At 69.4% G+C, this 11,594-nt stretch carries 13 protein-coding genes; 3 read left to right on the top strand and 10 right to left on the bottom strand.

The genetic code is table 11. The features are described 5' to 3' along the window. Nucleotide 1 precedes the first annotated feature (1 nt). Nucleotides 2-670, bottom strand: coding sequence for a response regulator transcription factor (locus ACWDLG_RS15500; RefSeq protein ID WP_449920199.1), 669 nt, complete (start codon nucleotides 668-670; stop codon nucleotides 2-4). Nucleotides 671-760: 90 nt separating this feature from the next. Between ACWDLG_RS15500 and ACWDLG_RS15495 the strand changes: the two genes are divergently transcribed. Next, nucleotides 761-1,063, top strand: coding sequence for a hypothetical protein (locus ACWDLG_RS15495; protein ID WP_449920197.1), 303 nt, complete (start codon nucleotides 761-763; stop codon nucleotides 1,061-1,063). Then, nucleotides 1,060-2,379, top strand: coding sequence for a LysM peptidoglycan-binding domain-containing protein (locus ACWDLG_RS15490; protein WP_449920195.1), 1,320 nt, complete (start codon nucleotides 1,060-1,062; stop codon nucleotides 2,377-2,379). Before ACWDLG_RS15495 ends, ACWDLG_RS15490 begins: the two co-directional genes overlap by 4 nt. A gap of 17 nt (nucleotides 2,380-2,396) precedes the next feature. Here ACWDLG_RS15490 and ACWDLG_RS15485 read toward each other — a convergent pair whose 3' ends face one another. From ACWDLG_RS15485 to ACWDLG_RS15455, 7 genes are all read right to left on the bottom strand, one after another. Continuing rightward, the gene (locus ACWDLG_RS15485; RefSeq protein ID WP_449920193.1) at nucleotides 2,397-3,161 is read right to left on the bottom strand and encodes a hypothetical protein; all 765 of its coding nucleotides are present in this window, start codon (nucleotides 3,159-3,161) and stop codon (nucleotides 2,397-2,399) included. 2 nt (nucleotides 3,162-3,163) lie between these two features. After that, nucleotides 3,164-4,270 (bottom strand): hypothetical protein, encoded by a 1,107-nt coding sequence (locus ACWDLG_RS15480; protein ID WP_449920191.1) that lies wholly within the window; start codon nucleotides 4,268-4,270, stop codon nucleotides 3,164-3,166. Next, nucleotides 4,270-5,751 carry a hypothetical protein gene (locus tag ACWDLG_RS15475; protein WP_449920188.1) on the bottom strand — a complete coding sequence of 494 codons (1,482 nt, stop codon included), beginning with the start codon at nucleotides 5,749-5,751 and terminating at the stop codon, nucleotides 4,270-4,272. The genes ACWDLG_RS15480 and ACWDLG_RS15475 overlap by 1 nt, the downstream gene beginning before the upstream one ends. 24 nt (nucleotides 5,752-5,775) lie before the next feature. Further along, nucleotides 5,776-6,198 carry a hypothetical protein gene (locus ACWDLG_RS15470; RefSeq protein ID WP_449920185.1) on the bottom strand — a complete coding sequence of 141 codons (423 nt, stop codon included), beginning with the start codon at nucleotides 6,196-6,198 and terminating at the stop codon, nucleotides 5,776-5,778. Nucleotides 6,199-6,272: 74 nt separating this feature from the next. Continuing rightward, nucleotides 6,273-6,638, bottom strand: coding sequence for a WXG100 family type VII secretion target (locus tag ACWDLG_RS15465; protein WP_449920183.1), 366 nt, complete (start codon nucleotides 6,636-6,638; stop codon nucleotides 6,273-6,275). Nucleotides 6,639-6,647: 9 nt separating this feature from the next. Beyond that, complete coding sequence (locus ACWDLG_RS15460) at nucleotides 6,648-6,965, bottom strand: WXG100 family type VII secretion target (RefSeq protein ID WP_449920180.1); 318 nt, start codon at nucleotides 6,963-6,965, stop codon at nucleotides 6,648-6,650. A 488-nt stretch (nucleotides 6,966-7,453) separates the two neighbouring features. Next, the gene (locus ACWDLG_RS15455; RefSeq protein WP_449920577.1) at nucleotides 7,454-8,350 is read right to left on the bottom strand and encodes a pentapeptide repeat-containing protein; all 897 of its coding nucleotides are present in this window, start codon (nucleotides 8,348-8,350) and stop codon (nucleotides 7,454-7,456) included. 405 nt (nucleotides 8,351-8,755) lie between these two features. Here ACWDLG_RS15455 and ACWDLG_RS15450 point away from each other — a divergent pair, with 405 nt between their 5' ends. Continuing rightward, on the top strand, nucleotides 8,756-9,505 hold the full coding sequence (locus ACWDLG_RS15450) for a hypothetical protein (protein WP_449920177.1): 750 nt from the start codon (nucleotides 8,756-8,758) through the stop codon (nucleotides 9,503-9,505). Nucleotides 9,506-9,603: 98 nt separating this feature from the next. On the opposite strand, the gene ACWDLG_RS15445 is transcribed toward ACWDLG_RS15450, so the two are convergent. Together ACWDLG_RS15445 and eccD are read right to left on the bottom strand one after the other, a co-directional pair. Continuing rightward, nucleotides 9,604-10,047: a YbaB/EbfC family nucleoid-associated protein gene (locus tag ACWDLG_RS15445; protein WP_354906168.1), complete on the bottom strand. Its 444-nt coding sequence runs from the start codon at nucleotides 10,045-10,047 to the stop codon at nucleotides 9,604-9,606. Nucleotides 10,048-10,122: 75 nt separating this feature from the next. Continuing rightward, entirely contained in the window at nucleotides 10,123-11,559 is a 1,437-nt protein-coding gene (gene eccD, locus ACWDLG_RS15440; RefSeq protein ID WP_449920175.1) for a type VII secretion integral membrane protein EccD, read from the bottom strand. Nucleotides 11,560-11,594: the final 35 nt, after the last annotated feature.

Below are 11,594 nucleotides of genomic sequence, written 5' to 3'. Positions count from 1 at the left end.
GTCACAGCGTTCGCATGCGGTAGCCCATGCCGCGAACGGTCTCGATCAGGCCGGGGTCGCCGAGCTTGGCGCGCAGGCTGGCGATGTGGACCTCGAGCGTGCGCGCCCCGCCCTGCCAGGTGGTCTGCCAGACCTCGGCCAGCAGGCCGTCCCTGCCGATCACCGCGCCGTCGGCGCGGACCAGGGCGTTCAGCAGGTCGAACTCCTTGCGGGTGAGGCGGACGTCGACGCCGTTCACCCTGACCGCGCGGCCGACCTCGTCCACGTCGAGCGGGCCGTACGTGCTGGTGCCGCGCGCGGTGGGGCGGTGGCTGCGCACCCTGCGCATGACCGCCTCCATCCGCGCCTCCAGCTCGGCCACGCCGAACGGTTTGACGATGTAGTCGTCGGCCCCGGCGCGCAGGCCGCGCACCCGCTGCGCCTCCTCGCCCCGCGCCGTGACCACGATGATCCCGATCTGCGAGTCGGCGCGCAGGCGGCGCAGGAGGTCCACCCCGTCCAGGTCGGGCAGTCCGAGGTCGAGCAGGACGAGCTCCCGCGCCGCGTCCTCCGCCGCGGCCTGCGCCTCGGCGGCCGAACGGGCCCGCTCGACATGGTGTCCGTGCCGCCGTAACGCGGTCGCGAGCGCGTCGGCGAACCTGTCGTCGTCCTCGACGAGCAGGATCCGCATGCTCAACAACTCCTCAAATCTGACACCGAATATTTCACCACCGTTAACTCGAGTTCCTATCCTCCCCCGTAAAACGGATGAGGAGTGTTTGTGGGGCAGGATTCACAAGGGTTCACCTACCTGCCGGACTCGCTCCGCAGGGCCATGCGGGTGTGTGCCGATCAGGTGGACGACGTCGCCGCGATGCGGCACGCCTTCGCTCCGGCCGCGCTGACCCGGCAGGACTTCGGGCTCGCCCCGGGCGCCGAGGAGGTCGCCGACGCCTACGTCGGCGAGCCGGGACGCTACGAGAGCGTGGACACCTACCTGTCCGACCTCCTTCAGGCGCTGCAGTTCATCGCCGTCGCGCTCGACCGGTCCGAGGACGCCTACGAGAAGGCGGCGCCCCGATGACGCGAGAGCCCAGCGTCAACCCGTTCACCTGGAACTGGAACCCCGCCTCGTGGGGCTGGGACTTCGATCCGGGCACGGTGCTCAATCCCGGGCCGCTGTTCAGCACGCTGGCCGCCATGTGGCACGCGCTGCCCCGGATGTTCGACGACCGCATCGAGGACCGCCTGATGGGGGCCGCCGGCGCCCACCGCCAGCTCGACCGCGACCTCGATCGCCTGCACCAGGCGATCGACCCGGCGGTGGCCAAGATCGTGCAGGAGTGGCAGGGCGGGGCCGCCGACCAGTTCAGAACGGCGTGGGGCAAGGTCGTCGACCCGAAGGCCCGCGCCGCCCTCAAGCAGAGCTGCGTCGGCGTCGCGGAGGTTCTCGAGGCCGTCCTCTCCGCCACCAAGATGACCAAGCAGGCCATCGTCGAGCTGGTCAGGACGGCCGTGCTCTGGGCGGCGCTGTTCTTCGCGCTGCGGCTGGCCGCCTCCCTCTGGGCCGCCTACCTGGCCTACCTCAGGACCACCAGGCTGGTCATGGCCGCGGTCGCGCTGCTGCAACGGCTCTCTGGGTTGCTCAAGGCCGCGGGAATGGTCCTGTCCAGGCTGCCGCTCGCCGGCCGGCTGACCGTCGTGCCGAAGATCGGGAACATGCTCAAGACGGCCGCTCTGCGCCCCTTCGACGTCAAGGTCATGACCAAGCTGGCCTCGGCGAGCTTCAGCTCCTACGCCAAGACCTCCGCCTGGGTCTACGGCGGCGTCATCGGCACCCAGATGGCCGCGCAGGGAATGAAGGGCGAGAGCATCTTCAACCTCTCCCCCCTCACGTTCGCGCAGGCAGGGCGCATCACCACGGCGGCCACCCTCGCGGGCGTCTTCCTGCCCATCGCAGGGCCGTTCAGCAAGGGCCTGTTCCAGGGCGGCTCGGCCGCCTCCTGGGCGGCCACGCTGACCAAGAGCGGTACGGCGGTCGCCGAGTCCGGCATGGCCTTCGGCAGCTTCGTCGCGGCGCGCAACTGGGCCACCTCGAAGCTTCCGTGGCTGGCCAAGCTGGGGCCCGACGCGCAGAAGCAGGCGCTCGGCTTCACGCCGACGGCCGTGTTCCGGGTGTGGCGGCCGCTGCACACGTCGGACGTGCCCGAGCAACTGCCGTCGTGGGAGCGGCCCACCGTCGACCGGTGGTCGGTGAACGAGGGCTCGCTGTGGGAGGTCGCCGACAAGGTGTGGGGCGACGGCTCCCGGTGGCGGGAGATCTACAACGCCAACCGCGACCTGATCGGCCCCGACCCGACGGTCCTGCGGGTGGGGCAGGTCCTCACCATTCCCGGCTGAGGCCCGCCCCGCCGTGCTCAGACCGGGAACGTGTCCGGCAGGCCCGTCGACCCCTGGGGCATCCCCGGCAAGGTCTGGTTGCCGACCGTCTTCGGCATGATGCGGCCCGAGGCCTTGTCGTACTGCAGGCCGAGGGCGTCGAAGGCGGGCATCGCCTTCATGTCCTGGAACTTCGCCGCCTGCTGCTGGCCGAGCTGCATGACGGCCATCACGATGGGGGTGATGGCGAGGCCGACGAGCGTCATCTTCTTGAGCGCCCCGGTGGAGATCCGGCCGATCTGCGGACCCACGGTGCTCGCGGCCGTCTCACCCGCCACCACTCCCGCGGGGCCTGCCGCCCACGTCCCCCGCATGAAGACGGCCAGAGACAGCATGGCCAGAGAGGTGACCTCGGCGAGGTAGGCGCCGGCCTCGATCAGCCCCTTGGGGGAGCCGACCGCCTCGCCCAAGGTGTTGCGATGTTCGCCCTTCTTGTTCCATTCATTCTTGAAGTCGTCGAGGTACGGCTTGAAGGAGGCCCAGGCCGGGCCCTCCCACTCGGCGCGTTCCTGCAGGTCCTTCTCGAACTTGGCCAGCGCGTCGCGCACGGCGGCGATCTCCGTCGTCTCGCCGCCGTTCTCCGTGGACTTGTACGCCCGCCCGCCACCATCGATGGGTTCGGTGTCCGCGGCGCACGCCGCGAACGCCAGGGGAACCGCCCCCGCCCACAGCCGCCTGATCCACAAGGCGGCGCCCGCCATGATGCTGATCGCGGTCACGTAGCGCGTCAAAGTGGGTCCCATGGTCACACCTCGTGAGTCAGCGTCTGGGGCGCGATACCGTCCTGGTCCATCCAGACACCCTCGTCCTCGCGAAGCTCGTAGGTGTCCCTTTCCCTTTCCTTGTTGTCGCCCTGGCCGCCGCCCGCGCCCATCGGCGGCATCATCGGCATCATCGGCGCGCCGCCCGCGCCGTTGAGGCCACGCGCGCCGCCCAGGCCGGCGCCCGCGCCACCGAGGCCGGAGCCGGGCCCCGTGCCGGTACCCGTGCCCGTCCCCATGCCCGTGCCTGTCCTGCCGTACGACGCGGTCGGGTCGCCCGTGTAGGTGGTCGGCGTGACTTCAGGGGTGCGCAGGTTCGGTGTCTGCAGGTTCGGCGGCTGGTAGTCCGCCAGGCCCGTCGACCGCGGGTCGTTCAGGTCCGGGGTCTTGAGGTTCGGGTTGTTCAGGTCCGGGGTCTTGAGGTCCGGCCGGTTGAGGTCGGGACTGTTGAGGTCCGGTGTCCTGAGATCCGGCGTCTTCAGATCCGGGTTGTTCAGGTCCGGAGTCTTGAGATCGGGGGTCTTGAGATCGGGGGTCTTGAGATCGGGAGTCTTGAGGTCAGGGGTCTTGAGATCGGGGGTCTTGAGGTTCGGGTCGTCGAGCGGCAGCTTGGGCGTGTGGAGGTCCGGCCGGTCGAGACCGGGGGTGTTGATGCCGCCCGGGTTCAGGCCGGCGCCGCCAAGGTTGCCCAGGCCGCCCAGATTCCCGAGACCGCCGAGGTCACCGAGCCCCGCCGGGGTGATGCCAGGCGGCTTGAACTGGCTGTCTTCATCCGACTTGCGGTAGTTGGCGTCGGCCATCGTGAGCGCGGTGCGCCACGTCTTGAGCGCCTCGCCGGCGACCCTGGCCGACTCGGCCTCCTGGTCGCGGGCCTGCTCGTGGGCGCTCTTCACGCCCATGAGCGCCATGGGGTAGTAGATGCTGACGCTGCTCGTCCGCGTGGCCAGCGCGTCGGCCGTCTCCGCGTTGTCCTCCAGACCGGCCGACGTCGGCTTCAGCTGATCCTTGACGAAGCGGATGCCGGAGGACGGCGACTGGTTCACCGCGCCCACGGTCGTCATCTCCGGCCACTGGCCGGTGGGGGAAGCCATCAGGCCTCGCCCGTCCTGCCGAGGAGGTCCGTGGTCACGTCATGCGAGGAAGCCCACGGGTTGCGGTCCTCCCGCAGGTTCGTCGTGTGTGTGTTCTCCTCGTTTTCGCCACCGCCGCCGATGGTGCCCCCCAAGCCGCCCATCAGGTGCGGCATGCCCGTGCCGTAGCCGGCGCGGGCGGCCGCCGAGGTCACCGCGTTCTGCCCGCCGAGGGTCCCGCCGCCGATCACCGAGGGAACGCCGGGCGCGCCGTTCGTCGGCCCGACGACGGTGTTCGGCAGCCCCGGCGTGGTGGAGATGGTGGGCGGCGTGGTCGCCGGGATCTGGGTGTACGGCGTCGTCGGCGTGGTCAGCGTCGGCGTGGTCGTCGGCGTGGTCGACGGTGTGGTCGGGGGGGTCTGGAGCGGCCTGTAGGAGGCCGTCTCCGTCTGGCGGGAGCCGTCGTCCTGGCCGATCACCGGTGGCGTGGTGCCGTCGCCCCTGCCCGTGCCACCCGGGCCCGTCCCCGTGCCGGGGTCGCCGTTGCCGCCGGGAACGGTCGGGTCGCCTCCGGGCGGCGGAGTGCCGGTGCCCGGCGGGGTACCCGGGGGCGTGCCCGGCTTCTCGGGGTTCGTCGGCGTGGATCCGTCACCGTCACTGTCACCCTCACCGGAGCCCGTGCCAGGGCCCTGCCCGGATCCGCCGGTGCCGGGCCGGTCGACACCGCCACCCGTGCCGGGTCGCGTGTCGCCGTCCTCGAAGGCCGGCGCGTCGGGGGTGCCGCCCCTGAAGGCGGGCTGGTACCGGTCCCGGGAGGTGTAGCTGGTGGACTGGTATCCGTCGGTCGCGCTGGGCGGGGCCGGGATCTCCAGGTCGTAGGAGACCTCGTCCGGCACCTGGGCGTAGAGGGAGACGATCTGCTTGTTCAGATCCTCCAGGATCTGCCGCGCCTTCTCGTCCCGCCTGGCCTTGGCCTCCGCCACCGGGTCCGAGCCCGGCGGGAGCGGCGTCGGGCCCGGCGAGGGCTTGGGCGTGGCGGTCGCCGAGGGCTTCGACGTCGGACTGGGCGTGGTGGTGACCGTGGGCGTCGGCGCGGGCTCCGAGCTGCCCGAAGACGTGCCGGGCAGCGGCTCGATGGCGTTCACCTTGGTGACCGCGTCGGGAAGGTGCGTGCCGCCGTAGTCGCTGAGCGCCGTCGAGACCGCCTTCATCTTGGTGGCCAGCTCGTCGCCCGTGGTGTCGAGCTTGTGCAGCCCGGCCTGGAAGAGCGCGGCGGTGGGGCCGCCCCACATCTCGCTGAGCCCCTTGGCCGCGGCCATCAGCGACTCCCTCGCCAGCCCGATCATCGAGGCGGCGCTGGAGTAGGCGTCGGCGGCCCGGACCACGGCAGCGGAATCGGTGTTGTCCAGCCAGACCTTGATCTGGTCCGCGGACGCCGTCACCTGACCGGCTTCGGGAGCCTCGCCGGTCTTGATCGTGTAGGTGTTCGACTCGCTGGCCACCCTGCACCTTCCAATTGGCGGACGTCAGCCGCCGTTGAAGACGTTGCTCTTCTCGTACTCGACCGCGTGGTCCTCGAGCGCCTGCACGACCTTCTCGAACGTCGAGACGAACTTCGCGTAGACCGCTTCGAAGCCGCGCGAATTGCCTTCGAGACTGACCACGCCGCCGGGGTCCGGGTCGGTCGAGCCGACCGCGTGGGCGAACCTGCTCGCCGTGGACCAGCTGCCGATCTCGTTGTGGCTGATCCTGGCGTGCCCCTGAACGCTCTCCAGGGCGCCGGTCATGTACCGGTCGCCGGGGTTGGCCGGGCCGCCCATGCCCCTGCCGTTCATGACCGTGAGGATGCCGCGCATCTCCTTGGCGATCGCGCGCATCCGCTCGACGCTGAACTCGACGGTGTTCTCGTCACCCTTGAGACCCGGCCACCCGCCGTCAGGTCCTGCCATGATGCCCTTCCATCCTCATGACGACGACAAATCCGGCCACCACCCGAAAGCGGTGACCGGTGAGTCGACCGGCCTCAGTACTGCGACCACATGGCCTTGTTGTGGCGCTCGGCGATCTGGTAGTTCTCGCTGGCCTGGTTGACGTGGTTCTTGGCGGCGAGCAGTTCGTTGCGCATCTGCTCGGCCTGCTGGTTCCACTTGACCTTCTTCTCCTCGAAGAAGGTCTTCGCGCCACCGGCCCAGGCGTTGACGTCGCCCTTCTCGTCCTGGCCGTCGCCGGTGCCGAGGACCAGCGCGAGGTCGCGCAGCAGGTCGGTGGTGATCTGCTCGAACCTGTTCACCATCGCCGTGAGGTCACCGGTGACGACGTCCATCGTCCCGAAGTTGACCTTGACGCGGTCGCTTGCTCCGTGCGCGCCGATATCGTTGTGCTGAGGCATGATGATCTCCTACCGGTTGATGAGACCCTGGACGAAGTTCGCGCCGTCGGCTTCGTCGTCCGCCTTCTGATAGGTCTCGGCGTTCGCGCCCAGCCTCTCGGCGACGGTGAAGAGGTCGTCGCGGACGAGAATCATGTTGTCGTCCCAGCCGATCATGGCCTGGCCGAACGTCTGCGCCGCCTTGCCCGCCCAGCCGGTCGCGAGGTTCTCGCCCGTCATGATGACGGCCTGGCGCAGGCCCTCCATCTCCTCGTGCGCGGCGACCACGAGGTCCCTGGCCCGAACGAGCTGGCTTTTGCTCGCCTGATAGAAGTCGATGTCCGCCACTGGTACCTCCTGTGCCGTGTGGCCCTGTGCAAGAGCAGTGCCACCCCCCTTACGGCCTCAGCCGTCAAGAGACGGGGAGCGATCACCGCATCCAACATCAAAGGGCACATAGGACCCCCGTCGCAACATAACTAACAAGCATGCAGATCACAGCTCGATAACGACACGGCGGCTCGGCGGCAAACGCGCAGGTAGGTGGATTGCGGGCCATTGACCCCGGCTGTCGATTCGGAGTCAACGAAAAGGACGATCGGCCCCTCCGCCTGCCCGGAGTGCCCCGACTTGAGCTACTGTTTCGGATCACTGAAAGCCGGGGGACGGAGGCCGGGTGAGCGAACAACGCAGCATGGACAGCCTTCTGAACTGGGGGCTGGCCGCCGAGCCTGATCGCTTACGGGACATCGACGACGCGCGGGGCGCGAGCGGTGCAACCATAGCGTTCGGCGAACCGGCGCCCTCGTCGCCCGTCGACACGAGCGGCGCGCCCGTCACGGGCCCCGCCGCGCCGGCCGACCTGGAAGGGTCGAGCGCGGCCGAGACGGAACTGGCCTCCAGCGATCCCGCCCAGTCCGGCCCGTCCGGTCAGCCCGACGGCTCGGGCGAGGCCACCGACTCCGGCGCCGTCGACCCGGGCGAGCCGGAGGACACCGAGCCGGGGCTCGTCGAGCCCGAGGCGGCCGAGGGAGATCCCGCCTGGGACCCGGCCGACGAAGCCGGCGTCGACCCGTCCGGGGACGACGGCTACGTCGAGGGCAGCGGCGACGCCGACCCCGCCGATCTCGAGGGCGGCCTGGACGACATCGACGACCCGGACACCGGCTCCGACAGCCAGGGCGACCAGGACGGCAACGGCGGCGACGGCAACGGCGACGGCTCAGGACAGAACGACTCCGACCAGGGGAACTCCGGCGGCGACGGCTCGGACCAGCAGCCCGGCGAGACCCCCGGTGACAACGGGACCGGCGACCCGACCAACCCCGGCGGAGACCCCATGAACCCGGGCGGCGACAAGCCCGGCGACAACAAACCAGGCGACGACAAGCCGGGCGAAGAGAAGCCGGGCGAGGAAAAGCCGGGCGAGGAAAAGCCCGGTGAAGAGAAGCCCGGTGAAGAGAAGCCGGGCGAAGAGAAGCCCGGTGAAGAGAAGCCGGGCGAAGAGAAGCCCGGTGAAGAGAAGCCCGGTGAAGAGAAGCCGGGCGAAGAGAAGCCCGGTGAGGAAAAGCCGGGCGAAGAGAAGCCCGGCGAGGAAAAGCCCGGGGAAGGCGACGGTACCGGGGACACCCCTGCCCCGGAGACGCCGAACATCCCGGGTGGCGGTGGCGGCGGCCCCAGCGGAGGCGGCGGAGGGCCCAGCGGTGGCGGAGGGCCCAGCGGCAACCCCCCAGGGACGGGAAACCCCGACGGAAAGAAGGACAACCCGAAGAACGGCAACCAGAACAAGGACGACGGCAAGAACAAGGACGACGGCAAGAACAAAGGGGGCTCGGACGGCCAGACCAAGGTCGTCTCCAAGGAGGACTACAACAATGTGGCCAACATCGTGATCAATGAAGCCGCTCCCCATATGAAGAAGGTCCACGACATGCTCAAGGGCAATCATGTCGACCTCATGACCTTCGGCCTCGCGGGCACACCCATGCGGATGCAGCACGACAGCTCGCGCGACGCGGCGGCTAAATACACGAACTCCGGCGTCGAGCTCCTTGGCCGTTGGAACACCGCGTTGAAGAAGTCCGGCCTGGTCTGGGAGGGCGCCGACAACGCCAGCGAGTACAAGAAGGGCTGAGCCAATGGGCTATCTCAGCGTCTATCACACAGCAGCGACACTCGCCACGTTCGCCGCCCTCATCAACATGAAATTCGGGCCGAACCCGAGATCCTCGGCAAACGCGGCGATCAAGATGAATCCGAAGGCTGCTTTCGGCCTTCCTGGCGCCATCGAGACATTGGCCTGCGAACCTGAAAAGCAGAAGGCGCTGACCGAGAAATGGGACGAGACCGTCAAGCTGCTGGACACGGCCACCGCGGCATTGACGAAGGCCCTGAACGCCAAGCCGCCTGCGGACTGGACCAGCGAGGACAAGGAAGAGTTCAAAAAGAACGTCGAGGCGTTTCTCAAGGACGCCGAAAGAGATAAGGCGATCTGCACGAGCAGGTCCGGCACTGTCGGTCAGACCAGCCTCGAGGGCAAGGTCATGGCCTACGCAGCGCTGACCCTCGCAACCACTGCCCTCACCATCGCCATGGTGTTGCTGGCCATCAAGGCGCTGCCCGGGGTCGGGACGGCGGCGGCCGGAATCAAGGGCTGGCTCGCCAACGCGACGCTGGAGCAAATCGCTCTCAACCTACTCAACAAAAGAGTGATTGTGATCTCCGCAGCCGCAGCGATCTTCGCCGCCGGTGAAGCGTGGCACATCGCGAATGCCGCACAGCTCGACACCAAGGTCAACGATCCCCACGGCGGCGGCGAGGCCACGTTCAATCTGCCTGAGGCGAACTGGGAGAAGAAGCTGAACGAGAAGGCACCGGCGCAGGCATAGCACCCCGCCGGCCCTCGGAACGCGGCGAGAAGGGTGTTGAGGTCCGCCTTCGCGAGCTGATCGTCAACACCCTGGTCGTTCCCCCATCCCGCACGGCTCTAGAGGTCGAGGCGGCGGCGGATCTTGTCGAGTTCGCCCATCACGTCTTCGAACGTCCTGTTGTAGGCGGCCTCGGCGTTCTTGACCTGCTCCAGGGCGGCGTCCGGGTTGTTGATGAACTTCATGGGGTTCTCGTCCTCGCCGAAGACCTCCCCCATCGTCTCGTTGACCTGACGCTGCAGGTCGGCCGTCGCGTCCTGGACGACGGCCTTGACCTTCTCCGCCAGTTCGCCCGAGCTCAGCCGCATGGCCTTGGGGTGCAGTTCGAGCCCGGTCAGGCCGGCGCTGGTGTACTCCGCGCTGACCAGGCCGTCCTCGTCCTGCGCCCGGCCCACGAGCTCGCCCATGGTCTTCTGCATCTCCTCGACGCGCGCGAACTGCTCGTCGGCGGTCTTGAGGAGCTTGTCGATGTCGAGGTTCGCGAAGTCCCCGAAGTCCTGCACTGGCTACTCCGTCCTGGAGGGGGAAACGTCCAGCAACGTATCGGTTGCCGGTTTACTCCGCAATCATGGAAACGCTCAGCCCGAGAGGCCGCGCACCCACGTGTAGACGTCGAGGACGCCGAGCGCGAGCGGGAACAGCGCCGCGATCAGCATGAGGTCCACGATGTCGCCCGCGCGGCCCCAGAACGGCGAGGGCTTGCCCGTGGGCAGCCAGGTCCCGAGTCCGGCCGCGACGAGCGCGACCCACAGCAGCCCGACGCCCACGGCGACGGCCGCGATGTCGCCCATGCCGGCGCTCACGGACAACCCCAGCGCCGCGAGCCCGGCCAGTCCTGACACGAGCAGCCAGATCCGCTGGCCCAGCCCGTGGAAGACCCGCGCCCGCATGATCAGGGTCAGCGCGAGCACCACGACCATGACCCTCGCGGCCCACCCGCCCTCCATGACCAGCAGGAACAGCGCGCCCATCGCCACCAGGCACGCCGCGGCGATCAGGCTGGTCACGAAGGACTGCGCCTTGGCGGTGCGCTCCTTGACCTGCGTGGCGTCGAGAAGCTGGTTGTCGTTGCGCAGCTCCTCCGCGGTCGTCGGCATGTTCGGCAGCGGCAGCTTCGCCATCCGGAAGGACAGCGTGGGGATGAGCGGGGTGAAGGCCAGCAGGACGGTCGCCGACACCGCCGCCACGCCCGCGGGCGAGGTGCCCCAGATCATGACGACCGCCGCTCCCGCCGCCCCGGTGACCGAGGCGATGGCCGTACCGAGGAATCCGGACTGGCCGTCGGCGGTCAGCGCGCCGCCGAAGGCGGCCACCAGCGCCGTGCAGGCGAAGGCGGCGAGCAGGTTGGGCGCGGAGAAGCCTGCGCCGCCGGGGGCCAGCAGGCCCGCCAGGAACCCGTACGGCAGCGCCGCCCATCCGATCGGCGCGCCCACCTTCGAGTCGCCGATCGCGCGCGACATGACCGCGCCCGTCACCAGGAGCAGCAGCGCCAGCACGCCCGCGACGATCGCCCTGATCGTCCACGGCGGACCGGCCGCGTAGAGCGCGAGCGCCCCCATGACCAGCAGCCCGCACGCGGCGCTGGTGCCCGCCAGGCGGGTGTGGTCGGGCGTCCACTTGCCCGCCCCCTCCTTGACCCCGCCCGCGACCACGTCGGCGACGTCGTCGTAGAGGGCCGGCGGCAGGACGGCGTCGCGCGGCCTGAGGTAGAGCACCTCGCCGTCGAGGACGCCGAGGGCGCCGAGGCTCTGGCCGATGTCGAGCGGCGCGCCGCCGAGGCGCTGCAGCATCCATCCCGCGGCGGACGTGGCCTCGCCGCCCACTTCGTCCATCGCGCGGAGGAGGCCGGGCAGGACGTGCGGCAGCGGGATGTCCGCGGGCAGCGCGAGATCGGCTCTCTTGCGCGGGCCGACGATTGTGACGTGGCACAAGGCCGGCATCGGCGCGGGGATCTGCGCGAGAGCGCCCTGCTGCATCGGGCCTTGCGGGGATGGTCCATGAGCAAGCGACTTCACGGAAGGAAACATATCGGGCAAGCGGAAAGACCCGC

It is taken from the genome of Nonomuraea sp. NPDC003727, assembly GCF_053586935.1.
This window is presented reverse-complemented; position numbering and strand designations above follow the sequence as displayed.